We start from the raw sequence: 26,741 nt of genomic DNA on the forward strand, positions 1-26,741 counted from the left end.
TATTTGTATTATTGCATCAGGTGAATAAAAGGGCTTTTGTATGACATTTTTATGACTGAATATGTAATTGTCAGGTAGAATTGGAAGAAAAGAATGTAGAAGAAGTGTCTGCTATAAGGCCTGCATCTCCCGTAAAAAAATACCCGCAGGAAAATACCGTTCTTATGTTGCTACCTTCCTGTCGTCATAAAAATCATTTCTCAATTCCCCCTTTTTCCTTACCTTGCTCATCTAAACAATTGCCACTTGTCCATTTCACTGAAATATACAAGCAATAGTCAGCTTAACTACTACTTTCTCATGGCCACGCTTGCCATGGATTCGACTTTGGCATAACCTTTCCCAACGGCCGCTACCGGCCATCCTTCGTATTTATATACCGTAACTTTGTGATAGTATTCAGTTGCTATTCGCGTGCATGTGTATCATGATTTTTTCTGCTGCTATCTGCAGGTTGCGCGGTATTCATATAAAATTGGAATTATACACCAGTACAATGGCATCATACACCCATTCAATCATTAATTGTACACCAAAACAATTTTTTCAAACCACCCGTTATGCCACATTATCATAAACTCGGACAGATACCACATAAGCGCCACACCCAGTTCCGCAAACCGGATGGCCAGTTGTATTCGGAACAGTTGTTTTCCACGGAAGGCTTTTCCTCTCATTCCAGCCTGCTGTACCACTGTCATCCCCCTACGGAGATAGTGAAAGTAGACGAGCCTTACTCTGTTGCGCCCAGGGTGGCGGAAGAGAAAATGCTGAAACACCGCAGCTTTATCGGTTTTAATATTAAACCCGAAGATGATTTCCTGGACAGCAGAAAAGCGGTACTGGTAAACAGCGACCTGCATATTGTGCTGGCATCGCCCCGGAAAAGCATGGAAGGTTATTTCTACAAGAACGCGGATGCGGATGAAATGATCTTTATACACGAAGGTAGTGGCGTACTGAAAACACAGTATGGTCAGCTGACCTTCGGCTATGGCGATTACCTGGTGATCCCGCGTGGTACTATTTACCAGATCTCTTTCAACAGCGCCGACAACCGGCTCTTTATCGTAGAGTCGTTTAGTCCTATCCGTTATCCGAAAAGATACCTCAGCAAATACGGACAGCTTCTGGAACATTCCCCTTTCTGCGAGCGGGATATCCGTCAGCCGGAAAACCTGGAAACGATTGATGAGGAAGGCGACTTCCTGATCCGCATCAAAAAGAAGGGCGTTATTTACCCGATTCATTATAAGCATCATCCATTCGATGTAATCGGATGGGATGGATGCGAATACCCGTTTGCCTTTTCTATCCACGATTTTGAACCGATCACCGGGCGGGTACATCAGCCGCCACCGGTGCATCAGACTTTTGAGGGCAACAATTTCGTGGTATGTTCTTTCTGTCCGCGTTTGTTCGATTATCATCCGCTGGCTATTCCGGCGCCGTATAATCACAGCAATATCGACAGTGACGAGGTATTGTATTATGTAGACGGCGACTTTATGAGCCGTAAGCATGTGGTGCGTGGTATGATCACATTGCATCCGGCAGGGATTCCACATGGTCCGCATCCGGGTGCCGTTGAAAAAAGTATCGGTGCAAAAGAAACAAAGGAACTGGCCGTGATGGTAGATACTTTCCATCCGTTGCAGATCACGGAAGCCGCACTGGGCATAGAAGACGGCAGTTATGTGATGAGCTGGTCAGAATAATAAAACAAACAGAAACCAACCAACTAATAAAACCAAAACAATTGAATGCTATGGAAACAGCAGTTATGAATGCAGACAACTTAACCGGTCAGCAAGATTTTTTACCACTCAATGGTACTGATTACGTAGAGTTTTATGTAGGCAATGCCAAACAGGCGGCTATTTATTACAAAACCGCTTTTGGTTTCCAGTCGGTCGCTTATGCCGGCCCTGAAACCGGTGTAAAAGACAGGGTATCCTATGTGCTGGTGCAGAACAAACTGCGCTTTGTGCTCACTACTTCTCTGTTGCCTGATACTGATATTGCGCGTCATGTGGCCAAACATGGCGATGGTGTGAAAGTGCTGGCGCTGTGGGTAGACGATGCGCGTTCTGCGTACGAGGAAACTGTGAAACGCGGTGCTACGCCTTACCTGGAGCCAGTGGTGGAGAAAGACGAATTTGGTGAAGTAGTACGCAGTGGTATCAAAACTTATGGTGATACCGTACACATATTTGTGGAGCGTAAAAATTATAAAGGATTATTCCTGCCGGGCTTTAAAGAATGGAAAACGGCCTACAATCCGGCGGATACCGGCCTGCAATATGTAGATCATTGCGTAGGTAATGTGGGTTGGAATGAAATGAATACCTGGGTGGAGTTTTATGAGCGTGTTATGGGCTTCAGGAACCTGATTTCCTTCGACGACAGCGATATTTCCACGGAGTATTCAGCTTTAATGAGTAAAGTGATGAGTAACGGTAACGGTCGTGTGAAGTTCCCGATCAATGAGCCGGCGGAAGGAAAGAAGAAATCACAGATTGAAGAATACCTTGATTTCTATGGTGGCCCGGGTGTTCAGCACGTGGCGATTGCGACCAACGATATCGTAAAAACCGTAACTGAACTGCAAAGCAGGGGCGTAGAGTTCCTGACGGTGCCGCCGGTATATTATGAAACATTACTGGACCGCGTGGGTAAAATCGACGAGGAAATTGCACCGCTGCAAAAGTTAGGTATCCTGGTAGACAGGGATGATGAAGGTTACCTGTTGCAGATCTTCACCAAGCCTATCCAGGATCGTCCTACCGTATTTTTCGAAATCATTCAGCGCAAGGGTGCGCAATCTTTTGGTAAAGGTAACTTCAAGGCGTTGTTTGAATCTATTGAAAGAGAACAGGCGCTGAGAGGCAATTTATAAGCTATCTGTTACTGACGGAAGCGTTACAACAAAGTCAGCCTGCCATCCGCTCCGGTGTATCCGGAGCGGATTTTTTTTGTGAGTGATTTTCCTGGCCGCTATGCGCAACCGGCGGCTGAAGCTATGATGATTGTAAAGTCCTGTAAAGTATTATTGTTTCCCCTTATATGGCTATCGTAAAAATACATAGGGATGTTAACGATATGTAAATGATGCACTATTGGAAAACCGTGCCCAGTAATCCCCCGTATATCTTGCGTCTTTTCCCGCAGTCGCCACACTTTAGTAATTTTTATACAGTATACTAATATTTAATATTTGTAACCTATGCTCACAATGAACATAGCCCGTGGGGCTATCTATGCCGCTTTGGTGACATCGTTCACCGTTTTTTCCGCCTTTCGTAGCGAAGGCAACCGTACTTTTCAGGGACACAGGGAAGGAGTTTCCAGCGATGCGCTCCGAACGGGCAACGCCGAGGGGCAGCAGACCTATCTGCATAAGGTAGTGTCGCCAGCCGGGCAAACATTGCTGGAATACAACGCAGACCGTACGATCCGCCGCATTGTGCAGTTGCGGAAAACCGAAAATGATACCTACAGCGACATACAGCTGCCGGTATATGAAAATGGCAGGGTCGTGAAGTGCCTGTCGGCCGACGACGAGAAAGCAGTGACCGGAGATCCTTATCTCGCTTTCGAATACAGCGGCGATAAAGTGTCCAGGATCAGCTACTACCGCGACAATGCCGTGTATTCCTACGATTCCCTGGTATATGATGCCAGCGGTAAAATAGCGACACGCCACCAGTTTGGCCGTAATGCTGCCAAAGCCACCTGGGAAAATACCGGTTATCTGCAATATACCTGGACCCCTGAGGGAGATGTAGAACGCATGGATACCTATGGTAAACAACCTGGCTACAGCAAATTCGTATATACCTCCTCTGTCAGCTATACGTACGACCGCAAACAAAACCCACAGCAACAACAGCCTGAACTGGCCTTACTGCTGGAAGGCGGCGCCGGTAATCTCTCCGCGCATAATGTGCTCACCGAGACTATCAGTTCGCCCAATACTTCCCGGGTCATCACCAATACCTACACCTATGCCTATAACGGGAAATACCCGGTGAGAGCCACTTATAGCTCAGGTATGGATGCTGCTACCGTAAAACTGGAATGGATAAAGCTACAGTAATGTAATAATCGCTTAACTTTACAATATTAAAATAGAGGTTCCGTTTTTATGAGGATGCAAACACTGTTCGGTGTATTGTTTTTGTTAGGTGGGATATTCCAGGCTTTCACGGCTATATTGATCTATCAGGGGCATAAGCACTATATATTGAAGATTGCTAACAGGAAAGTAAGTATGGTAATATATTTTATTTTTGCCCTGTTATTGTTTTATCTTGCTTATATAAATCTGGTCTAAATATTTAAATTTTGTTGAATTAGTATATGAAGCGACTTGTTGTAATCGTCCTGATACTGTTGGGTGCAGGCAAAATCTTTGCCCAGCAATCTTTCCTCGACAACCAGAAAATGTTTCCAAAAGTAGGGGAGGCATATCGTGAAAAGGAAGAGTTGCTGAAGAAAGAGTTCGAAAAGAAAGGGTTGACTTATCCTGCAAAGTATATGTTTGTCCGTTCCTTCAAACTGGATAGTGAAATGGAGATCTGGGTGAAAAACAGCGCTGCGGATACTTTCCGCCTGTTCAAATCCTACCGCGTGTGTACGCTTTCCGGTAAAATGGGGCCTAAGCGCAAGGAAGGTGACCGCCAGGTGCCGGAAGGATTTTACTATATCAACGATTTTAACCCGAATAGTAACTATCACCTGTCACTGGGAATCAACTACCCGAACTTCTCCGACCGCATCCTGAGCGATCCGAAGAATCCGGGTGGTGAAATCTATATCCATGGCAATTGTATTACGGTGGGTTGTATTCCGCTGACCGATGAATTTATAGATGAGGTATACATCATGGCGGTAAATGCGAAGAATGCCGGCCAGGATTTCATCCCGGTACATGTATTCCCGGTGAAGTTTGGCAACCAGGGCTCTATGAATTACCTGGGTACCTTTACACTTACCGACAGTTCCTCCAAACAGTTCTGGACAGAACTCCGTTCTGCCTACGATTATTTTGAAAAACATCACCGTCTGCCGGTTGTACTGGTAGATGACAAAGGTAAATACGTCCTGTAACAGTCGCCAGACGCAGGACCCGGTGGGTAGATGGAAGTCTCAGGCAGACTGACATCTACCCATCTCTTTTTGAGCCCCTTCCTAATTTCAACCGCTGGTCCATATTTCACCCCTCTTTATTTGGTTTTTAGAAGAATTTTTTCCAACTTGTTCGAAGGTCAAATCAACTTACTATTTATGCACAGAAGAGACGCAATAAGGAATGTGGCGATTTTGTTGGGCACCGCCATTTCCGCTTCCACGTTGTCAGCTTTAGAGAGCTGTACAGGTTCCGCTCCGAAAAACTATGATTTGCAAAAGCCGGAAACCAAAGCGTTACTGGCGGAGATAGCGGAAACCATCATACCCAGAACCAGTACTCCTGGTGCAAAAGATGCCAAAGTAGAAGACTTCATCATCATGATGATGAACGATTGCTACAAAAAAGAAGACCAGCAGGTATTCCTGGATGGCCTATCCAAAATTAACGCGGCGAGTGAGAAGCAATTCAAAAAAGGCTTCATGGACATTACACCGGAACAACGCACTGAACTCCTCACCGGTATTGAAAAAGAGCGTGTTGATTACAACAAACGTAAAGATAAAAAAGAAGGAGATCCTACCCATTATTTCCAGTATCTGAAAGAACTGACCCTGCTGGGCTATTTCACCTCAGAGCCGGGTGCCACCAAAGCGCTGCGTTATGTAGCTGTTCCCGGTAAATACGAAGGCTGCACTCCTTATTCCAAAGGAGAGAAGGCCTGGGCTATGTAATCCTCTTTTTTACGCTTTAAATGACGACCAATGAACCTGAATATAAAAGCACAGGCAGAGAATACCTATGACGCTATTGTAATAGGCTCTGGTGTAAGTGGTGGCTGGGCAGCCAAAGAACTGACTGAAAAAGGCCTGAAAGTACTGATGCTGGACCGTGGTAAGCCACTGGAACACGTAAAGGACTATGAAACTGCTACCAAAGACCCATGGGAATTCAAACACCGTGGCCGCATTACGGTAGATCAGCGCGAAACGCATCCCAAGCTGAGCCGCGACTACCCTTACAGTGAACACAACGAAAAATACTGGATCAACGATTCCGAAAGTCCATATAACGAAGTAAAACGCTTCGACTGGTACCGTCCCGATATCGTGGGAGGTAAATCCATTATGTGGGGCCGCCAGTCGTACCGCCTGAGCGACATCGACTTTGAAGCTAATCTGAAAGACGGTATCGCCGTTGACTGGCCGATCCGTTACAAAGACATTGCTCCCTGGTACGATTACGTAGAAAAATTTGCCGGCATCAGCGGAACCCGTGAAGGGCTGCCACAACTGCCGGATGGCCAGTTCATGCCCGCCATGGAAATGAACTGCGTAGAGAAAGATGTGAAGAAAAGTGTAGAAGACAAATTCAAAGGTCGTATCATCACCATGGGGCGTGTGGCCAACATCACGCAGCCATTGCCTGGCCGTGAGAAATGCCAGTACCGTAACCTGTGCAGCCGGGGTTGTCCGTTTGGCGCTTACTTCAGTACCCAGTCTTCCACTTTGCCGGCTGCAGTAGCTACCGGTAACCTGACGCTCCGCCCTGATTCCATCGTGAACTCTATTATCTACGATGAAAAAGCAGGCAAAGCTACCGGCGTAAAAGTAATCGACAAGCATTCCAAGGAAATGGTGGAATACTATGCGAAAGTTATCTTCATAAACGGTTCTACCCTGGGTTCTACCTTTGTGATGATGAATTCCATTTCTTCCCGTTTCCCGAATGGTCTGGGTAACGACAGCGGCGTACTGGGTAAATACCTGATGGATCACCATTTCCGTACAGGCGCTTCCGGTACCGCAGAAGGTTATGAAGATAAGTACTACTTCGGCCGCCGTGCCAACGGGATCTATGTTCCCCGCTATCGCAACATCGGTAACGACAAACGCGATTATATCCGTGGATTCGGCTACCAGGGTGGCGCCAGCCGTTCCGGTTGGAGTCGCGGTATCGCGGAAATGGGTGTGGGTAAAGACTTCAAGGAAGCGATTACCGAACCAGGCAAATGGAGCATTGGTTTAGGTGGTTTCGGAGAATGTTTGCCATATGAAGCCAACCAGGTAACCCTCGATACTTCTGTGAAAGACGCATGGGGGCAGCCGGTGTTGAAATTCGATGCAGAATTCAAGGAGAACGAGAAAAAGATGCGTGTGGATATGATGAACGATGCTGCAGAAATGCTGGAAGCAGCGGGCATCAAAAACGTGAAGACATACGACAACGGTTCTTATCCGGGTATGGCCATTCACGAAATGGGTACAGCACGTATGGGCCGCGATCCTAAAACATCGGTGCTCAACGGCTTTAACCAGATGCACGCCGTGAAGAACGTATTTGTGACGGATGGCGCTGCGATGGTTTCCGCCTCCTGTGTGAATCCTTCATTGACGTACATGGCCCTGACTGCCCGCGCAGTAGACTACGCCGTGAAAGAATTAAAGAAAGGAAATCTCTAAAAATATCACTGTAAGCAGCGGTCAGGGGATAGCTTTATAAAGGCTGGTTCCTGGCCGCTACTGGCGTTAATACACAACGACATGAATCTGAATATAAAGGCAGAAAAGGAAAATACCTATGATGCCATCGTGGTTGGTTCCGGTATCAGCGGTGGCTGGGCAGCGAAAGAGCTGAGTGAAAAAGGGCTGAAAACACTGGTGCTCGAAAGAGGCCGCAATGTAGAACATATCAAAGACTACACTACCGCCATGAAAGCACCGTGGGAGTTTGCACATCACCTGCAAACCACCAACGAAATGCGCGATAATCACCCCATCCAGAGCCGTTGCTATGCTTTTGATGAAGCCACACAGCAATTCTGGGTAAATGATAAAGAAAATCCTTACAACGAAGTAAAGCCGTTTAACTGGCTGCGCGGCTATCATGTAGGAGGCCGCTCCCTGATGTGGGGCCGCCAGGTATACCGCTGGAGCGACCTGGATTTCGAAGCCAATGCAAAAGACGGTCACGGAGTTGACTGGCCTATCCGTTATAAAGACATTGCTCCCTGGTATAAATATGTAGAAGAATATATTGGTGTAAGCGGTCAGGCAGAAGGCTTACCGCAATTGCCAGATGGTGTTTTTCTGCCTCCCATGGAGATGAACTGCCTGGAGAAACACGTGGCTGCGCGTATTAAAGAAAGGTACAACGACCGTATTATCACTATCGGCCGCGTAGCGCATCTGACCAAAGGGTTAAAAGACCGTGGTCCGTGTCAGTTCCGTAACCTCTGTGCACGTGGCTGTCCGTTTACCGGCTATTTCAGCAGCAACGGCGTTACGCTGCCCGCAGCAGCTGCCAGCGGTAATATGACCCTGCGTCCGGATTCTATTGTACTGGAAGTATTATATGATAAAGATAAAAGTAAAGCGACCGGTGTAAGAGTGATGGATTCCCATACCCTGGAAGTAGTGGAATACCACGCGAAGATCATCTTCCTGAATGCCTCTACACTCGGTACCAGCTGGATTATGCTCAACTCAGTATCGGACCGTTTCCCGAATGGTTTTGGTAACGACAGCGGGCAACTGGGACATAACCTGATGGATCACCATTTTGGCGTGGGCGCCGGCGGTGAGTATGAAGGTTTCGAAGACCAGTACTATAGCAGCGGTCGCAGACCTAATGGTATCTACATTCCCCGTTTCCGTAACACCAACGCCAACACCATGCAGAAAGATTATGTGCGTGGATTTGGCTACCAGGGCGGCGCCGGAAGGGGCAGGGGAGAAAGTTGGGAAGGCATCGGCGTACAGCTGAAAGAAGCCCAGGGCGAACCCGGTAAATGGAATATGGGTGTTGGCTCCTGGGGCGAGCATCTGCCTTATTTTGAAAATAAGGTGACGCTCAATAAAAATAAAAAAGACAAGTACGGCTTACCCACACTTGATATCGACTGTGAGTTTAAAGACAATGAACTGGCGATGCGTAAGGATATGCAGGCGAGTGCCATTGAAATGCTGGAAGCAGCAGGATTAAAAAATGTGCATGGCTACGACAGTGCACCGCCTCCGGGACATTGCATTCACGAAATGGGAACAGCCCGTATGGGTAAAGACCCGAAAACGTCTGTACTCAATGGTTTCAACCAGGTACATGCAGCTCAGAATGTATTTGTTACCGATGGCGCCTGTATGAGTTCCTCCTCTTGTGTGAATCCTTCTATCACCTATATGGCGCTTACTGCGCGGGCATGTGACCATGCCATCAGCGAATTGAAAAAAGGCAATATTTAAGTCGCACGGATACGTGTACAGGAATTTTGTTTCCGGGATATTTTTCCCGGAAATAAAATTCCGTATCTGTTGTTTCCCACTTTTTTGACGTATTTTGTACGCTTATCACCCACTTTAACTGAACAATGAAAAAAGTAATCCTAAGCGGTATGCTGGCGTTATCCTGTTGGATGGGGCAGGCAGTACAGGCACAGCAAAAACATTCCTTTGCATTAAGTACAACAGATTTCATGCTGGATGGAAAGCCCTTCCAGATGATCAGCGGAGAAATGCATCCGGCCCGTATTCCACATGAATACTGGCGTCAACGTATCCAGATGGCAAAAGCAATGGGTTGTAATACAATTGCAGCTTATGTTTTCTGGAACTATCAGGAGCCGGTGAAAGGGCAGTTTGATTTCAGCACCGGCAATCACAACATTGCAGAATTTATTAAGATAGCACAGGAAGAAGGCATGTGGGTGTTGTTACGCCCCGGACCTTATGTATGTGCAGAGTGGGAATTTGGCGGTTTACCCCCCTACCTTTTGCAAACACCGGATATCAAAGTGCGGTGCATGGATCCGCGTTATATAGCAGCGGTGAAAACCTATGTGGAGCGACTGGCAGCCGAAGTAAAACCTTTGCTGGTAACCAACGGCGGACCAGTAGTAATGGTGCAGATAGAAAATGAGTATGGCAGTTATGGCAATGATAAAACATACCTGAACACCTTAAAGGATATGTGGGTGACTAATGGCATCAATGTTCCTTTTTATACAGCGGATGGTGCTACCGCTTATATGCTGGAAGCCGGCGGTGTAGAGGGGGCAGCTATCGGGCTGGATTCCGGTGGTTCTGAAGCTGATTTTGCAGCGGCGAAAAAACAGAATCCAAATGTACCTGCATTCAGCAGCGAATCTTACCCAGGCTGGTTAACCCACTGGGGCGAGCAATGGCAACGTCCGGGTATTACGGGCATCGCGAATGAAGTGAAATTCCTGATGGATACGAAACGTTCTTTTAACCTGTACGTTATTCATGGGGGTACCAACTTCGGTTATACTGCCGGCGCCAATTCCGGCGGCAAAGGAGGTTACGAGCCCGATGTAACCAGTTACGATTATGATGCGCCTGTTAACGAGCAGGGTAGCGCGACGCCGAAGTATGATTCCCTGCGTCAACTGATAGGTTCCTATCTCCCGAAGGGCAAAAAATTACCGGCAGTGCCCAAACCTATTCCGACGATCACTATTCCGGCTTTTAATCCTGCGCCATTTACTTCTGTGTGGGATCATTTACCACAACCGGTTAATTCCCCGCAGCCTAAACCGTTTGAGGCTTACGGACAGGACTATGGTTTCATAGTGTATAAAACCACGCTGATAGGACATAAAAGCGGCAAGCTGACGATAAAGGATTTGCATGATTATGCCACCGTGTTCCTCAATGGCAAATATATCGGCAAACTGGATCGTCGCCTTGGAGAGAAAACCATCGAGATTCCGGTGAGCGATGTGAAAAATCCGGTACTCGAAATCCTCGTAGAAGGAATGGGCAGAATCAATTTTGCAGAAGCGATCATCGACCGCAAAGGTATCACCGACCGGGTAGTACTGAATGGTATGACACTGATGAACTGGGATGTTTATTCCTTACCGATGACGGAAAAATTTGTACAGGAATTAACAGCCTCTTCTTCCAACGCTACCAAACCGGGGCAGTTTTTTAAAGCTACTTTTAACCTGGATAAAACCGGAGATACTTACATCGATATGTCTGGCTATAAGAAAGGTATTGTTTGGGTAAATGGTCATAACCTCGGCCGTTACTGGGAAATAGGACCACAGAAAAATCTGTATTGTCCTGCGCCGTGGTTGAAAAAAGGAGCGAACGACATCGTGATATTTGATTTACACCAGGAAGCAGCAGCACCGGTAAAAGGTGTAGCAGGGCTGTAATAATTTATATTCCGGAAGAAGCAGCAGTGGTTTTACCCTGCTGCTTCTTCATTTATAGGGAGATAAGATTTGCTTTTACGTTTTAGCAAGACAGATACGGGTTTGTGTACATCCTACACAAACGATTTATTTCTCCCTGCCTTGCTTTTAACCCTGAAAATTGTTATCTTAGGAATGGTGGTTTTTCATTTATTTACTATTCTAAAAGTCTTGCCATGGGAAAGGTACGTAACATCCTGCAAGTCAAGGGTCACGCAGTATACTCCATTAATCCCGACAACACTGTTTTTGAAGCCCTGCAGCAACTGGTCGATCACAATGTGGGCGCATTAACGGTGGTAGACAACAACGATCATTTTATGGGCATCTTTTCGGAACGTGATTACGCGCGTCGGGTGATCCTGAAAGGACGTGCTTCCAAGGAAACACTGATCCGCGAAATTATGACGGAGCGGCCGATCACCGTATCAGAAGATGATTCCATTGAAGATTGTATGGGTCTGATGACAGATAAACGTATCCGTCACCTGCCGGTAGTAGATCCTCAGAACCGGCTTATCGGTCTTATTTCTATCGGAGACGTGGTGAAGTTCATCATCGATGACCAGCAGCATATTATTACCAGTCTGGAAGGTTATATAAAAGGCACCCATGTCTGAGAACTACTTCGTAGTTCCGTAGCCACACCTGCCGGCAAATGGTAGCAGTAAAATATCAAATGTATGCTGACTTATTCTTCTGTTACCAGCAACCGGTATATCCCGATAACACCTTTGTCTGAGCAGTTGAATGCGAGGGTTTAACCCGCCCTGTTCTGTTCATCACTGGTACCGGTTTTCCTTTCACGCGCTGCCTTGATAGTGGCGCTGCCGAACTTATAGCTGAACGACAGGTTTACCGTCCGGAACTGCCAGGTATTGAAGATGTTTAAATGCAGGTTGGCGAAGTCCGCAGAACCACGGTAACTCTCGTTCCGTAATATATTGTTGTAACTCAGTTTTACCGTGGCATTCTTATTCAGGAACATTTTCTGCACGCCCACATTTAAGTTATACTGCGCATATCCCTTGAAAATTCCGAAGATAAAAGGGGAGTTGTAATAACCCATTACTTCCACTTTGAAATCTTTCGGAAGGGTAATGGTATTGGTACTGCTGAGATAGTAGTTGAAATTATAACGGTAATAAGGATCGTTGGTAGCAGGATCTTCAAACCGGTATTGATTATAGGAAAAATCGAAATTATTATCACTGGTCCACCATTTGGTGACCTGGAAAGGCAGTGTAAACAACGCACTGTAGATATCTGTTTTGTCGTAGTTACGCTCGGTGCTGATGGACGCTTTGGTGCTGTCGTCCTGTATAATAAATTCTTCCATCATGTCTTTGATGCGGCTGTAGCGGAAGGTAACAATGTACTTGTCTTTAAAGGTATACGCCAGTTCTGCTATGTTGCTGTATTGTGGCTTCAGGAAAGGATTTCCTTTAAAGTAAGTGTACTTGTCCAGGTAGAACATAAACGGATTCAGTTGCCCGTATTGTGGTCTTTCTATCCTGCGGGACATCGCTAAACTCAGCTTGTTCTTATCATTCAGTTTCTGTTCGATGTTGATGTTCGGGAAGAAGTCGGTGTAGTTACGTTTTACGTTTGTTTCCGTAGTAAAGGAGTGCCCGGAAGACACCGTGTTTTCCACCCTTAAGCCCAACTGTACATTTGTTTTATGTAATTGTTTTTTATAGGTAGCATAGGCTGCATAAATATCTTCCTGGTAATTAAACTGGTCGCTCAGGGAAGGCGAAGGCTTGAAACTGCCATTGGCCAGGGAATCGAATTGCAGCAGGTTAGTGGTGGTAACAAAGCTGGCCTTGGCACCGGCTTCGAGTTTGCTTTCTTTACCGAGTGGCCAGCTAAGATCCGCTTTCAGACTTTTGATGATCACCTGGGTACCACCGGTGGTGCGGATACTGTTCGGATTCCTGTTCAGTTGTGTTTTGGCGTCATACAGGCTGTCGTTCAGCTGCATGAGGCGATGATTGTTGAACTGTGCATAATCGGCATCAAAACTGATTTCCTTTCCGCCTGCAGTATCAATAATGGCTTTATAGTTCAGGTTCAGCGCTATGTTATCAAATTTGTTGTTGTTGGTGGTCAGGGAGTTCACCGTGGAATCCGGGAGCATGTTTTGCTGGCCCAGATTGGCGGTGCTGAAGATCTGGTTGCTGAAAGCATTTTTATAGCCGTTGGCCAGCACGCCGATGGTTTGTTTTTCCGTGATGAAATAATCCATTCCTATCTTCAGGTAATTATTTTTAAAACGATTGCGCTGGAAGATACTCTGGTCAAGGAAAGTGGTGCTGCCATCCTTTTCCAACAGGCTCCGGGTGTAATGCCGGGTGGTCTGACGGGGATAATCGCCCTGGTCAAAGTTGCCGAAGAGGTTGAACTTTTCCGTTCTCCAGTTAATGTTGCCGGAAATACCATAGCGGCCGTACCTCGACTGTGTAAGGGTGGCATTGATGTTACCGTTGATACCGGTCATCTTTCCCTTTTTTGTTTTTATGTTGATGATGCCCCCATTGCCGGCTGCATCATATTTGGCAGATGGGCTGGTGAGAATTTCTATCGAGGCAATGCTTTCCCCGGGTGTTGTTTTCAGGAGATTGGTAAGTTGTTCGCCACTGAGGTAAGTCAGTTTACCATCGATCATGACGGTAACGCTCTGTCCTTTCAGTGTAACGTTTTCGTTGTTATCTACCTGTACGCCGGGTGCGCGGCGGAGCAGGTCAAGCGCCGTATTGCCGGCGGCGCTCACACTGTTTTCAATATTCATGACGGTTTTGCCGGCGGAGCTTTCGATAAAAGGCTTCTGAGCAGTAACATTTACCGCCTGGAGGTTTTTCCCCAGGGTGTTCAGGCGGATAGTGTCCAGCTGGAGGCTTTTATGGGCGCCATCCAGTTGAAAAACCTTACTATAGGAAGTATTATACCCCATCTGGGAAGCCTGGATGAAATAGTGTCCGTAGGCGATATTGTCGAAGCTACAGCTACCGGTAACGGTAGTCAATTCGCCTTTTACCAGGAGGGAATCCTTTACCTTCCTTACCATAACGCTGGTAAAGGGGAGGGGTTTGCCTTCGGGGTCCGTAATTGTCAGTGTTATTTTTCCCGTGGATTTGGGCTGTTGTGCGAGGGTCGTGAGCGCACAAAAAAGCATTCCCAGGGCTACGATGATTGTTCTCATACTATCGTTTCCGTTGTAAATTTTCTCAAAAGCTAATAAACCAAAAAAAGGGGCTGTTATTTTCTGCTGCAGTTATCCTTATAGTACCGAAATGCCATTCTTAAAACATCCTGCATTTTGCCAAGCGGCATCGTTTCAGTCTCGCTCGCAACACATGATTGGGTAGAGGGACAAGAAGGAGAAGGTGTTTCCCGGAAATTTCCCAGGGTAATAAGGTAAATAGGTAGTTCGTCCGGGTTACTGGCGGAAAGGTGGCCTCGGTTGACCATGGAGCCTCCGCATGCCAGAACCAGCAACACAACGGTACTCAGGCTTAAAACGATAGCAACTTTTTTCATACCACATTTTTACTAAAGACGAACGGGTACGAAAAAAGTTGCACGGAGGATTCAGAATATTTTACTGGATAAATTTATTTTTTCCAGAGACGCTGTATGGTGGCGGGTGAACGCTGTTCCAATAAAACAGGATGACCGTCGCTGAGTTCTTCCAGCAGGCCGGCCTGGTAATAACGGACGGTCAGCAGCTCCAGGCCCTCGTTGTACACGATTTTGAACTGTTCGTGGAGGGTTTTGATCAGGAGTTCTATCTTTTCCGGGTTATTGTCGATGCAGCAGGAGAAGTTGATGGCCCCGTTCTGCATCAGGTTTATTTTCACTTTCAGGCCATGGAAGATCTCATAGATATCGCTGATCTTATCTTCCGTGATAAAGGAAAAGTCTTTGGAGGTAATATTGAGCAGCACCTGGTCCTTTTTCAGCACAATAATGGGCGGTAATTGCTTTACATCGGCAGTTTCGCTGATTACGGTACCCGGCAGGTTTTTATCCAGGAAACACTTTACCAGCAGGGGAATCTGTTTGTTCTGCAGTGGTTTGATAGTTTTTGGATGGATCACCTGGGCGCCATAGTAGGCCATTTCAATCACTTCAGCATAACTGATCTCCGGAATATTAACGGTATTAGGGAATTGTTTAGGATCGGCATTTTTAAGGCCTTCCACATCTTTCCAGATGGTCTGGCTTTCTGCATCGAGCATATTGGCAAAAACCGCAGCGGAATAATCACTGCCCTCACGGCCCAGGGTCACACTTTCATTTTGGTCAGTACTACCGATAAAGCCCTGTGTAATGACCATATTGATACTGTTGAACAGCGGCTGTACTTTTTCGGTGACCTGGCGCTGGGTGTAAACCCAGTCGATATTGGCATCCCGGAAATTATCGTCTGTACGGAATATGTCTCTTACATCCAGCCAGGTGTTGGTAAGACCCACCGTATTAAAAAAGGCGCTTACAATGGCGGTACTGAGCAATTCACCCAGGCCCACCAGCTGGTCATAGTAATAGTCGTAGGTGCGGAGGGGCGTTTCGCCCAGGGTCCATTCTGCTTCGGTAAAGAACTGTTGCAGTTGGGTAAACAGGGCATGTTCCCGGTTACCCAGGAGCGCTTCGGCTACATTCAGATGATGATGTTCAATATTAGACAGTAGTTGTGCGGCAATTTCCCGGTTGCCCTGGAAAAAGTTTTCTGCCACCTTTTCCAGGTCGTTGGTGGTTTTGGCCATGGCAGAAATAACAATGAGGAGTTTTTCGTCCGGAAATGACTGTACAATTTCGGCCACCTGCCGGATACGTTCAACACTTTCTAAACTTGCGCCGCCAAACTTGAAAACCTTCATATGATAGTTTATCTTCTTTTAAAAAATTATTTGGCAAAGTAATACAAGTTTAGAATTGTTTTAAAATCTGTTTATAGATAAATGACAGTTCCGTTAAAATAGTTTCAATTGCCCTAATTTCGTCCATACAACCTAACGTTATGAATTTGAAGCAAAAAGTAATGACCCTGGATGAATTTACCATCCAGGAGTTGCGGAATTATCCGGGTGCAACCGGCCAGTTATCCGGTTTGCTGCGCGATATTGGTCTCGCTGCCAAAAGAGTAAATGTGGAAGTTAATAAAGCCGGCATTGCTGATATTTTAGGAGAGGCCGGCAGAACCAATGTGCAGGGCGAATCAGTGAAAAAGCTCGATGAATTTGCCAATGCACAATTTATCAATTCATTGGAAACCAGTATCTACTGCTGCGGCGTGGCCTCAGAAGAAAACGAAAACTTCATTCCTTTCCACGATGAGCATTCCAAGAAGTCGAAATACGTGGTATTACTGGATCCCCTGGATGGCTCCAGTAACATTGATGTGAATGTATCTATCGGTACCATTTTCTCTGTATACCGCCGTCTGACCCCGGAAGGCTCCGAATGTGAGCTGGAAGATTTCCTGCAGCCTGGCACCAAACAGATTGCAGCCGGTTATATTATTTATGGTTCTTCTACCATGATGGTATATGCGACCCGTCGTAGCGTGCAGGGCTTCACCCTGGACCCTTCCATCGGTGAATTCTGTTTGTCGCATCCTAACCTGAAATGTCCGCCGGATAGTGATATTTTCTCTGTCAATGTGGGTTATTACCATTTATATGAAGAAAAGACCCGTAAATCCATCGACCATTTTATGGCCCGGAATGAAAACGACCGGATCTACCGTCATCGTTTCGTAGGCTGTATGGTGGCGGAAATACACCGTACCCTGATCCAGGGCGGCATCTTTATGTACCCGGCTTTTGGTAAATATCCCGCCGGCCGTTTAAGACTCTGCTACGAGTGCAACCCGATGTCCTTTATCATGGAGAAAGCAGGGGGCGTGGCGATGGCCAATGGTAAACAGCGGTTGCTGGAACTTAAACCGGTACAATTACACCAGCGGATGCCTATCTTCATCGGCTCCAAAACCATGATGGATACCTGGCAGCGCATCATTAACGAATAGTAAATAAAATATATTTTTGAAAACGGTGTATAGCGGATACAAAAAGTCCACTGTACACCGTTTTTAATTTCTGGTACAGCGCTTGCTAAACCTGGCGCGGTTTTAATAGTCTTTATTATAACTCATTACTTATTTTTAATTATTAACCATTTTATCTCTATGTTGATTTTGAAGAACCAGCGGATCATCGCATTATTAATCGGTTTGTTGGCCGTTATCCAGGTTAGTGCGTGTTCACGTGCCACCCATCCGGCAGACAGCAGTAATGCAGGTGGCAGTATGGATGAACAGATCCTTTACTACACCAACAAGTTCCGTCAGTCCAAAGGGCTGAAACCACTGCAGCTGGACCCTACCATCAGCCAGCAGGCACTCCGCCACAGTAAAGACATGGCCAATGGCAGCACCGGTTTTGGTCACGAAGGGTTTGAAGACCGCGTAGCCAACGTATCCAAAAAAATGGGGCGTGTGGCGGGCGCCGCTGAAAACGTGGCCTACGGCACCCTCGATGCCGAAGCGGTGGTAAACGGATGGATCAAAAGTCCGGGTCACCGTAAAAATATGCTGGGCGATTACACGCTCATAGGTATTGGTACCGCCCCTAAAGGAAGGATCACTTTCTTTACACAGGTGTTTATCAAACAATAGTCAAAGGGGAGCGGACTGGTGAAATGCACTTCCGCTCCCCTTAAATCTCCCTTGTTTTTCGCATTCTTTCTGTAATTTGGCCCCATGGAAAAGAAAAAGATTATTGAGGTCAGTAACCTGGTGAAAAAATACGGGGAATTTATCGCAGTAAAAGGAATCAGCTTTGAGGTATACGAGGGAGAAATTTTTGGTCTCCTGGGCCCTAACGGCGCAGGTAAATCCACTACCCTGGAGATTATTGAAACCCTTCGGGAGAAGACAGGCGGTCAGGTGATGGTAGGCGGGTTCGATCTCGACAAATCTCCGAACGATATTAAGAAAATCATTGGTGTACAGCTCCAGAGTTCCGGCTATTACCCCGGGCTGAACCTGGTAGAACTGATCGAAATGTTTGGTGGTCTTTATAACCAACCGGTGGAGCCAATGACCCTCCTGGGCATGTTTAACCTGGAAGACAAAGCCAAAGCAAAGTTCAAGGAACTGTCCGGTGGACAGAAGCAGCGTTTTTCCATTGCGACTACACTCATCAATAAGCCACAGATCATTTTCCTGGATGAACCTACTACCGGTCTGGATCCGCAGGCCCGCCGCAATCTGTGGGAACTGATCCAGCAGGTGCGCAGCCAGGGTACTACCGTGGTGATCACCACGCATTATATGGATGAAGCAGAATTCCTGTGTGATCGTTGCGCGATCGTAGACAGTGGACAGATCATCGCGATCGATTCTCCCGATGCCCTCATCGACAAACTGGTTTCCTCCGGTTTCGAAAGGAAGAAAGAAGTTAAGAAAGCCAACCTGGAAGACGTATTCATTCATCTTACCGGTAAAGATTTACGGGAAGAATAAACTACATACCGGATGGAATCATTGCAATATCCTATCGGCCGCTTTGTTGCGTTGCCGGATTATACGCCGGCGCAGTTACGGACATATATCGATGATATCCGTTACCTGCCGCAACTGGTGGAAATTGCCGTGCAGCAACTGGACGAATACCAGTTGCAAACACCTTACCGCCCGGATGGGTGGACGGTAGCACAGGTGGTACACCATCTGGCAGATAGCCATATGAACGGGTATACCCGCATGAAACTCGCGCTTACAGAAGATAAACCGGTGATCAAGCCCTATGAAGAACAACTATGGGCCGAACTACCCGATGTGAAATTTACGCCGGTCAACATGTCCATCACCTTATTGTACGCATTGCACAGGCGCTGGGTAAGCCTGATGGAGCATTTAACTCCGGAAGACTGGGAACGCACGTTTATTCATCCCGCTAATGGTACACAACATAACCTTAAAACCCATGCAGCCAATTATTCCTGGCATGGCAAACATCACCTGGAGCATATTTTGCGCCTGAAAGAAAGAATGGACTGGTAAAGCATTGTTATTATGAATATGGACTGGAAATTACTCTCATCAGAATATCTGTTTAAAGACGCATGGCTGACGGCCCGGGTAGACACCTGTGAAACACCCGCCGGTAAAATTATAGCACCTTACTATGTACTGGAATATAACAACTGGGTGAATGGGGTAGCACTGAGAGAAGACGGACAGGTGATTATGATCCGGCAGTACCGGCAGGGAGTAGGTAAAACATTGCTGGAAATTCCCGGTGGTACCATGGATGATACAGATCCGGATCCTTTATTCGCTATGAAACGGGAAATGCTGGAAGAAACGGGATATGCCTTTAAAGAATGGGTATCATTGGGCACCATTGCCCCGAATACCGCCTCCAGCAATAATTATACGCATATGTTCCTGGCATTGGGTGGCGTAAAAATGCAGGAACAGCAGCTGGATCATAATGAAGATATTGAAGTGGTGATCATGCCGCTGGAAGAACTGCAGCAACTGGTATTGGATAACAAGATCGTACATAGTCTGCATACTACCTGTATCTTCTACGCGTTGCTGCATCTCGGCAAAATGAAGCTGATAAAATAACTACATCACTTCTGCTACAATAAAAAAGCTGCCACATACAAGAATCATATCTTCCGGCTGGGCATGTTGCCTGGCCGCCTGGAGGGCCGTCTGAACGGTAGCATAAGGAGCACCCTTCAATCCGCTTTCCGCTGCCATCTCTGCGAGTGCCACTTCATCCAGCGCCCGTGGAATCTGTGCTTTGCAGAAATAATAATGTGCAGTGGAAGGAAACAATGGCAATACTTTCTCTACTTCCTTGTCTTTTACAAAGCCCACTACGATATGTAACTGCTGATAATTCACATGGCCCAGTTGTTCCATGATTTCCTTTATGCCCGCTTCGTTGTGGCCCACATCCAGTACCGTAAGCGGATGTTGTTTGATCACCTCCCAACGGCCTCTCAACCCTGTCAGTTTTCTTACATGCGACAATGCCTGGGTGATATGATCCCAGGTAATATGCCAGCCGTTTTGTTGTAATATTTTGACAGCAGACAATACACCCATCACATTTTTTTCCTGGTAATGTCCTGTCAGATCGAGTTGCAAACGGCGCATCTGTTGTTGACGTGTATCCAGCAACGTTAGTGTGAAGTGATTGTCTTCGATCGCATTGGAGGCTTCGAGCCATTCCTGGTCTGCAAAGTGAATGGGAGCGCCTGCGGCCTGGGCGGTATTGATAAATACGTCCTGTACCTCCGACTGTGTTTCACTGATCACTACCGGTACACCTGGTTTGATGATGCCGGCTTTTTCAGCGGCTATTTGCGGGAGGGTATCTCCCAGGAGATTTTTATGATCAAAGCTGATATTGGTGATCAGGGATAATTCAGGAGTGATCACGTTGGTGCTGTCGAGGCGACCGCCAAGTCCCACTTCGATGATGGCAATATCTACTTTTTCTTCCTGGAAATAGCGGAAGGCCATGGCAACGGTGAGTTCAAAAAAAGAAGGCTGTATGTCTTCTATATGCGGTCGCATCGTATCAGTGAACTGTGTCACGAAATCTTCCGGGATCATTTGTCCGTTGATCCGGATCCGTTCTCTGAAATCCAGCAGATGCGGGGAGGTATATAGCCCGGTTTTATAACCGGCCTGTTGGAAAATAGCCGCCAGCATATGGCTGGACGAGCCTTTACCATTGGTACCGGCTACGTGTATGGTTTTGAACGAATGATGTGGTTGTTGCAGCAGATCAAGTAATGCAATGGTGTTATGCAGATCTGTTTTAAAAGCACTGGCGCCCACTCTGGTAAACATGGGCAGCTGTGCATAAAGATAGTCCAGCGTTTCTTTGTAAGAGGCCATATCAATAATTATTAACCGGGCAGCCCAGCTGGCGTTTGCGCATTTTGAAAATGCCGCCACCATTACCGTCACCCCGTTGGAACATGCTTGAATTTAAGCGCAAAGCTACGAAAGCGTCTGCATGATCGATGCGTCTTTCAAAGAGGTTGGTAAAAATTGTACTGGAGCCGATGAGGAGAGGCCCGATGCGGATCCCTGCTCCTACATCTGCCTGACCGTTGCGGTTAATGGTGAATGGCATATAGGCGCCAAAAAGGTAGGTTTCATACCGGGGCGTGATACTGAGCTGGGTTAATGCGTATGTTTTGGAAATATCGCGGTTACCGGCGGTTAATGCGATTACTGCATGTGCGCTGATAAAGAAACGGTTGTCGATGTTATAGTCGCCCATCAGGTTCAGGGCAGTAGGCAGCATCATGTTAAAAGTAGAATCGGTGCCCAGTGGTGTAAAATATTTATTCAGCCGGCGGGCGTATTGCTGCAGGCTTTCTTTTTTCTTGTATTGTATTTCTTTCGGGTCCACGTTATCGTTCACAAGACTGAGGTCTGTATTGATCGGTGCTTTCTGGTATTTGATGCGGCCGATGTCGGTAATGGAGGCGCCTATACGAAATTTATAATCGTCTGCATCTGTACCTTCATAGGCGCCGAAGCCGCCATTGTCCGGACGGTACTCATAGATGACGCCGATATCGGCACCGATCCCATTATTATGAAACAGCTGGAGGTTTTTCTGTGCAGGTGTTTGCCAGTCATCCATTTCTTTGTTATAGGCATAGTACAGCGTACCGCTGGTAATACTGGCATTGCGGGAATTGTTTAACCGGAAGTCAACGTTTTTCACGGCGGCATACCCCGCGGCGACGCCACTGAGTAATTTAAGGGTTACACCCGCTTTCCATCGGCCGGTGTAGGTTTCTTTAATGGTGCGGGCATAGCTGAAGCCCAGTTCATGCCATACATGTGAGGATACACCGGCGCGGGGAATGCTCAGGTTGTCGCCCTGGAATCCCTTGTTGGGGAAATCCACACCAAAAAAATTGGCGATAGGGGTGGTGATGTTGCCACCGCTGCTGCTGCTGCGCATGCGCCATACAAAAGAAACGGACTGTTTTTCGTCGATGGCATACAATACGGAGGGGAGTGCTATTTCAGCCATTTCCCAGCCCATTTGTTTTCTTTGGGCGCCTTCATCGAGAAAATAGTCCCGGTTACGTTTCAGCGTATCGGGCATATTGAACAATACAGATTTCGGAACACTGAAATAGGTGTTGCCGGCATTTACATCTGCACCGATTATATTGACATCCCATTTGTAGCGATAGCCGGCGGCACTGGCGGGGTTAGAGAATACGCCATAAATACCCGCGTAGTTACTGTTGTTGTAACCCGGGAATGTTTGGGCCATAATGGCCTGCGTTAGCAACAGCAACATAGCTGTGCTAAAAAAGATACGGTTAAGTCTTACTATCATCGTTGGCGATAAAAAACAGGTTTCTCGAAATGGCACAGAAATTCCGTGCCTGTCAGCATTTGAAGTCATAGGTTGAGATATAGGAACGAATGAAAGAATTCCGGGACGAACCTATGCTGTTCGGATCAGGTGACTGACCGTGCAGCTGTTTTTCCAAAAAATCCTTCTATAGTAATTGTTACTCTGCTTTGAAAAAGAAGCGGATGGTCCCAAACTGTTCTTCGGGAGCGTCCGGATTGGCATTATACTTTAGTTGTCCACTGGAAGCCGCTTTTTTGGCAATCTCTATCAGTCGCGGGTTGCTGATGGTAGACCCTTTCATGCTAAAAGTGGCGGAGGTGACATTCCCTTTCTGATCTACCTTTATATTGATGGCTACATAGCCGGATTCTGTACCGTCGTAAGTTACCTGTGGTCTGCCGATGAGGCTTCTGCCGTTCAGGTGGAAATCGGAACGTCCGCCACCGAGGCCACCGCCCGTGTATCCGCCGCCGTTAGGATTGCCTCCCAATTGGCCACGATCGCCGGGTTTGCCGGTATTACCCTCACCGGTAGCGTTGTTGGAGCCATTAGCACTGTTGCCGCTGTTGGCACTGTTGCCGGTGCCACCTGAAAATACCGCTTTGGGTTTAGGTGCAGGAGGAGCCGGTTTAGGAGGTGCTTCCACTGGTTTCTTTGTTGGCTTAACAGGCTTAGGTTCTATTTTCTTTGGAATTTCTTTGGGTTTCACCACCGGCTTTTCCGGCTTTTTTATTTCAGGAGCATCTTCTTCATCTTGTGTGGCGATGTCCTGTTGTGGTTCTGCTACGTCTGGTGCGGCGGTAGCCGGACTTTCAGCGGCAGCGGGTTGCGGAGCGGCTGCACTGGGCGGATTGGGATTCAGTGGTTGCTCATCGCCCATACCATCATCAGAGGTACCGAGGTTTACTTCCATTCCCAGGTCCTGATCAGGTAAAGGTGGTGGCGCTGAAAAACCGGTAAATACAAGGGCCACTAACAGCAATGCATGAACGCCGATAGTAATTCCCAATGCCTGTAAGTTTTTTTTACCGTTTTTCTCCTCCATGATAACCTTATTGAGCGCCTGTTTAGACCAAAGTTAATGTTTTGATCCAGAAAAAATAATCACTCATCAAAAGATGAATTCCGGATCTTTGCAAAAACTGTGCTGTTAATCCTATTATGAAAAAATATTTTTCAGCGATTTTATGAACCTTGCCAGACAAACGATCCGTCTTTATCAGAATGCATACACCGGTTTATCGCCTGCCACCTGGTGGTTATCGCTCGTGTTGCTGATTAACCGGAGCGGTACCATGGTCATTCCTTTTATGACCGTTTATCTTACCCAGCATCTTCATTTCAGTATTGCCCAGGCAGGCCTGGTGATGGCCTGTTTCGGTACCGGTGCCATTGTAGGCGCCCTGCTGGGCGGATGGCTATCTGATAAAATTGGGTTCTACCAGGTACAGTTCTGGAGTCTTTTCTCTAACGGATTATTATTCATTTTATTGGGTCAGATGCATACGTTTGAGCAAATATGTATCTGCGTATTTGTGATGAGTTCTGTAGGAGATGCCTTCCGTCCGGCGAACAGTATTGCTATTGCGGCCTACAGCGCTCCGGAAAACCGGACCCGGTCATATGCCCTGAACCGCCTGGCGGTGAACCTTGGTTGGTCGGTAGGCCCTGCTATTGGGGGAATTCTGGCGAGCTTCAGTTACCAGTTGCTTTTCTGGGTAGATGGGTTTACCTGTATGGGAGCGGCGCTGCTGATGCGGTTATTCCTGCCGCCGGTGCCTGCGCCTGTAAAAGAAGTAAAAACGGTAGTGAATAAGGACGACAAGGTCTGGAAAGATCATGCCTACCTCTGGTTTTTACTCTTTGCTACACTGAATGCTATTTGCCTGTTCCAGTTTTCCAGTATAGTACCCTTGTACTTTAAAGAGGTGATGCACCTGGAGGAATGGGCTATCGGGCTCAATATGTCGGTAAACGGGATACTGATTGCCCTGGTGGAGATGGTAATGATTTATCGCCTGGATGGAAAAATGCCCAACCTGGCTTTTGTGGCACGTGGTGCGCTCATGGTGTGTGCGTCCTACCTGCTGCTTTGCCTGTTGCCTCCTGTATGGGCGCTGGCGGTGCTGTTTATGGTGGTGATCACTTTCGGGGAGATGTTCTGTCTGCCTTTTATGAACAGCTTCTGGATTGGCCGAAGTAAAGACCATAACCGGGGACAATATGCTGCGTTATACACCATTTCCTATTCGCTGGCCAACATTGTGTCGCCTACTACAGGGGCTTTTGTGGTGCAACACCTTGGATTTAAGCCCTGGTGGGCAATAACGGCGCTGGGTTGTGTGTTGTCGGGGGCGGGTTTTCTCTGGTTGCAGAAACGGCTGGCAGGTAAGCAGATTACCAGCCAGCCCTAAAAAACTGTCCTCAGGAATAGTTTGCTTTACCTGCAGACGAAAGGTGTAATCCTTACTTCAATGGCCGGTGTACACACATTCCCGGTAAATGATATGGAAGCCGTTTTATTTATGATCGGCTTGCAAAATTCACCAGCCGGACCGTTCATTCCTGCATAAGCCACACCAGTAGAGGGATAAGCTGAAATCCCTACGTTAATGATATAGTCGCCGTTGGAAAGATTTCCGGGAAAAGTATACGGAAATACCGGGTTGGTTACCGTATATGTGGTGCCATTCGGGACATAGATCAGTTGCAGCCAGTTGGTAGATATACCTGTACTGTAAACAACAATTGTTGGCCCACATCTTTTAACCGTTTTTTTTGATGATTTTCCGGAATGATCGTTTAAGATATTAAAACTGCTGCCTAACAGTAACATCACTGGCAAGGCCAGCAAAATGAGGGATTTTTTCATATTCGGGTTATTTTGGTTAAACAATCACTTAAACTACCTTTTTGAAACGGCATTTTAGCTTAAAATCGAGTCTTGATAACTTAATCTATAACCCGTAACTTTACCATTATTGCTATAAAATCCATAATTTTGCAGAGAAATTAGTAAAATTGGTTAATGAAAGTAATTCAATTTACTGTCCCCGTTGCCGATGAAGGGGCTGTCGTAATACAGGAAGACATCCTCCCTTACTTCTATAATTATCTCCATCGCCATAAGGAGGCACAGGTAACGCTTATTATAAAGGGAGAAGGCACCCTGATTGCGGGTAACTACACCCAACCCTTCAAAGCGGGCGACATCTACGTAATTGGCGCCAATCAGCCACATATGTTTAAAGGAGATGCCCGGTATTTTGAAAACCTGCAGGAAAAGAATATTCACGCCATTCACATCTTCTTTGACCATGAGCATGCCTTACAGGGCTTATTTTCCCTGAAGGAGATGGAACCTGTGCGGAAGTTCCTTCAGTTGACCGCAAACAGTTTACAGTTACCTGCTGAGTACACCGAGAAAATAACCCAGGATATTTTAAAGATCTCCCGTTTGAGCGGAGCTGAACGGCTGCTGGCTTTTGTAGGAATGCTGGTCTTTTTTTCCAAACAGGTAAAAGACTGGAAATCCTTATCCACCGGCTTCTCCCGTCATTCCTACAGTGAGTCGGAAGGTTTGCGGATGAATGATATTTACCAGTACACCCTGGAGCATTACGCCGAGAATATTTCCCTTGGGCAGATAGCCAGCATAGCACATCTGACCACCTATGCTTTTTGCAAATACTTTAAGAAACACACCCGCAAAACGTATCTTGAATTCCTGAATGAAATCCGGATCAATGTGGCCTGTAAGAATATCATTAATGGTGATTTCGACAGCATTGCTGCAGTAGCTTATGCCACCGGCTATAATAACCCGATTACCTTTAACCGGGTGTTCCGGAAAGTAACAGGGATGTCGCCCTCTGCCTATGCCAGGCAATACCGTTTTGAGGAGGCCGGGTGATTACATCTTCACTCTTTTAAAAAACGCGATCAGGCATTATTGCCATCT

The 26,741-nt window shown here is 46.8% G+C and carries 23 protein-coding genes; 16 read left to right on the forward strand and 7 right to left on the reverse strand.

Going from position 1 to position 26,741, the window contains the following annotated elements; all coding sequences use genetic code 11:
* Window positions 1-560 precede the first annotated feature (560 nt).
* The 9 genes from BMW79_RS14690 (at window position 561) to BMW79_RS14735 (ending at window position 11,971) form a co-directional block, all read left to right on the forward strand.
* Window positions 561-1,718, forward strand: coding sequence for a homogentisate 1,2-dioxygenase (locus BMW79_RS14690; RefSeq protein ID WP_089895981.1), 1,158 nt, complete (start codon window positions 561-563; stop codon window positions 1,716-1,718).
* 50 nt (window positions 1,719-1,768) lie between these two features.
* Window positions 1,769-2,899 (forward strand): 4-hydroxyphenylpyruvate dioxygenase, encoded by a 1,131-nt coding sequence (gene hppD / locus BMW79_RS14695; protein WP_089895983.1) that lies wholly within the window; start codon window positions 1,769-1,771, stop codon window positions 2,897-2,899.
* A gap of 327 nt (window positions 2,900-3,226) precedes the next feature.
* The gene (locus BMW79_RS14700; RefSeq protein ID WP_143059164.1) at window positions 3,227-4,099 is read left to right on the forward strand and encodes a hypothetical protein; all 873 of its coding nucleotides are present in this window, start codon (window positions 3,227-3,229) and stop codon (window positions 4,097-4,099) included.
* Between the two features lie 263 nt (window positions 4,100-4,362).
* Window positions 4,363-5,112 carry a L,D-transpeptidase family protein gene (locus BMW79_RS14710; protein WP_089895986.1) on the forward strand — a complete coding sequence of 250 codons (750 nt, stop codon included), beginning with the start codon at window positions 4,363-4,365 and terminating at the stop codon, window positions 5,110-5,112.
* 177 nt (window positions 5,113-5,289) lie between these two features.
* On the forward strand, window positions 5,290-5,865 hold the full coding sequence (locus BMW79_RS14715) for a gluconate 2-dehydrogenase subunit 3 family protein (protein WP_089895988.1): 576 nt from the start codon (window positions 5,290-5,292) through the stop codon (window positions 5,863-5,865).
* 30 nt (window positions 5,866-5,895) lie between these two features.
* Window positions 5,896-7,593 (forward strand): GMC oxidoreductase, encoded by a 1,698-nt coding sequence (locus BMW79_RS14720; RefSeq protein ID WP_089895990.1) that lies wholly within the window; start codon window positions 5,896-5,898, stop codon window positions 7,591-7,593.
* Between the two features lie 81 nt (window positions 7,594-7,674).
* A complete protein-coding gene (locus BMW79_RS14725) occupies window positions 7,675-9,372 on the forward strand; it encodes a GMC oxidoreductase (RefSeq protein ID WP_089895992.1) in 1,698 nt (565 codons plus the stop codon).
* A 125-nt stretch (window positions 9,373-9,497) separates the two neighbouring features.
* The gene (locus BMW79_RS14730; RefSeq protein ID WP_089895994.1) at window positions 9,498-11,312 is read left to right on the forward strand and encodes a glycoside hydrolase family 35 protein; all 1,815 of its coding nucleotides are present in this window, start codon (window positions 9,498-9,500) and stop codon (window positions 11,310-11,312) included.
* Between the two features lie 215 nt (window positions 11,313-11,527).
* Window positions 11,528-11,971: a CBS domain-containing protein gene (locus tag BMW79_RS14735; protein ID WP_089895996.1), complete on the forward strand. Its 444-nt coding sequence runs from the start codon at window positions 11,528-11,530 to the stop codon at window positions 11,969-11,971.
* 140 nt (window positions 11,972-12,111) lie between these two features.
* Here BMW79_RS14735 and BMW79_RS14740 read toward each other — a convergent pair whose 3' ends face one another.
* The 3 genes from BMW79_RS14740 to BMW79_RS14750 all read right to left on the reverse strand — a co-directional run bounded on the left by BMW79_RS14740 (window position 12,112) and on the right by BMW79_RS14750 (window position 16,234).
* A complete protein-coding gene (locus BMW79_RS14740) occupies window positions 12,112-14,553 on the reverse strand; it encodes a TonB-dependent receptor (protein WP_089895997.1) in 2,442 nt (813 codons plus the stop codon).
* A gap of 56 nt (window positions 14,554-14,609) precedes the next feature.
* Window positions 14,610-14,891, reverse strand: coding sequence for a hypothetical protein (locus BMW79_RS14745; RefSeq protein WP_089895999.1), 282 nt, complete (start codon window positions 14,889-14,891; stop codon window positions 14,610-14,612).
* Between the two features lie 74 nt (window positions 14,892-14,965).
* Window positions 14,966-16,234, reverse strand: a complete 1,269-nt coding sequence (locus tag BMW79_RS14750; RefSeq protein WP_089896000.1) for an aspartate kinase — start codon at window positions 16,232-16,234, stop codon at window positions 14,966-14,968.
* Window positions 16,235-16,374: 140 nt separating this feature from the next.
* On the opposite strand from BMW79_RS14750, the gene fbp reads away from it, so the two are divergent.
* The 5 genes from fbp (at window position 16,375) to BMW79_RS14775 (ending at window position 19,995) form a co-directional block, all read left to right on the forward strand.
* Window positions 16,375-17,385, forward strand: coding sequence for a class 1 fructose-bisphosphatase (gene fbp, locus BMW79_RS14755; protein WP_245752493.1), 1,011 nt, complete (start codon window positions 16,375-16,377; stop codon window positions 17,383-17,385).
* A gap of 159 nt (window positions 17,386-17,544) precedes the next feature.
* On the forward strand, window positions 17,545-18,033 hold the full coding sequence (locus BMW79_RS14760; protein WP_218150316.1) for a CAP domain-containing protein: 489 nt from the start codon (window positions 17,545-17,547) through the stop codon (window positions 18,031-18,033).
* Window positions 18,034-18,117: 84 nt separating this feature from the next.
* Window positions 18,118-18,882 (forward strand): ABC transporter ATP-binding protein, encoded by a 765-nt coding sequence (locus tag BMW79_RS14765; RefSeq protein ID WP_089896002.1) that lies wholly within the window; start codon window positions 18,118-18,120, stop codon window positions 18,880-18,882.
* Between the two features lie 12 nt (window positions 18,883-18,894).
* Window positions 18,895-19,422, forward strand: coding sequence for a YfiT family bacillithiol transferase (locus tag BMW79_RS14770; RefSeq protein WP_089896004.1), 528 nt, complete (start codon window positions 18,895-18,897; stop codon window positions 19,420-19,422).
* Between the two features lie 12 nt (window positions 19,423-19,434).
* Window positions 19,435-19,995, forward strand: coding sequence for an NUDIX hydrolase (locus BMW79_RS14775; protein WP_245752495.1), 561 nt, complete (start codon window positions 19,435-19,437; stop codon window positions 19,993-19,995).
* On the opposite strand, the gene BMW79_RS14780 is transcribed toward BMW79_RS14775, so the two are convergent.
* From BMW79_RS14780 to BMW79_RS34330, 3 genes are all read right to left on the reverse strand, one after another.
* A complete protein-coding gene (locus tag BMW79_RS14780; protein ID WP_245752497.1) occupies window positions 19,996-21,285 on the reverse strand; it encodes a bifunctional folylpolyglutamate synthase/dihydrofolate synthase in 1,290 nt (429 codons plus the stop codon).
* 1 nt (window position 21,286) lies between these two features.
* Window positions 21,287-22,759 carry a DUF5723 family protein gene (locus BMW79_RS14785; RefSeq protein WP_089896007.1) on the reverse strand — a complete coding sequence of 491 codons (1,473 nt, stop codon included), beginning with the start codon at window positions 22,757-22,759 and terminating at the stop codon, window positions 21,287-21,289.
* 178 nt (window positions 22,760-22,937) lie between these two features.
* Window positions 22,938-23,825: a hypothetical protein gene (locus BMW79_RS34330; RefSeq protein WP_089896008.1), complete on the reverse strand. Its 888-nt coding sequence runs from the start codon at window positions 23,823-23,825 to the stop codon at window positions 22,938-22,940.
* 142 nt (window positions 23,826-23,967) lie between these two features.
* Here BMW79_RS34330 and BMW79_RS14795 point away from each other — a divergent pair, with 142 nt between their 5' ends.
* The gene (locus tag BMW79_RS14795; protein ID WP_089896009.1) at window positions 23,968-25,194 is read left to right on the forward strand and encodes an MDR family MFS transporter; all 1,227 of its coding nucleotides are present in this window, start codon (window positions 23,968-23,970) and stop codon (window positions 25,192-25,194) included.
* A gap of 26 nt (window positions 25,195-25,220) precedes the next feature.
* On the opposite strand, the gene BMW79_RS14800 is transcribed toward BMW79_RS14795, so the two are convergent.
* On the reverse strand, window positions 25,221-25,652 hold the full coding sequence (locus tag BMW79_RS14800) for a hypothetical protein (protein ID WP_089896010.1): 432 nt from the start codon (window positions 25,650-25,652) through the stop codon (window positions 25,221-25,223).
* Between the two features lie 156 nt (window positions 25,653-25,808).
* On the opposite strand from BMW79_RS14800, the gene BMW79_RS14805 reads away from it, so the two are divergent.
* Entirely contained in the window at window positions 25,809-26,693 is an 885-nt protein-coding gene (locus tag BMW79_RS14805; RefSeq protein ID WP_089896011.1) for an AraC family transcriptional regulator, read from the forward strand.
* The last annotated feature ends 48 nt before the right edge of the window (window positions 26,694-26,741 follow it).

The sequence above is a fragment of the Chitinophaga arvensicola genome (assembly GCF_900110835.1).
Classification (GTDB): Bacteria; Bacteroidota; Bacteroidia; order Chitinophagales; family Chitinophagaceae; genus Chitinophaga; species Chitinophaga arvensicola.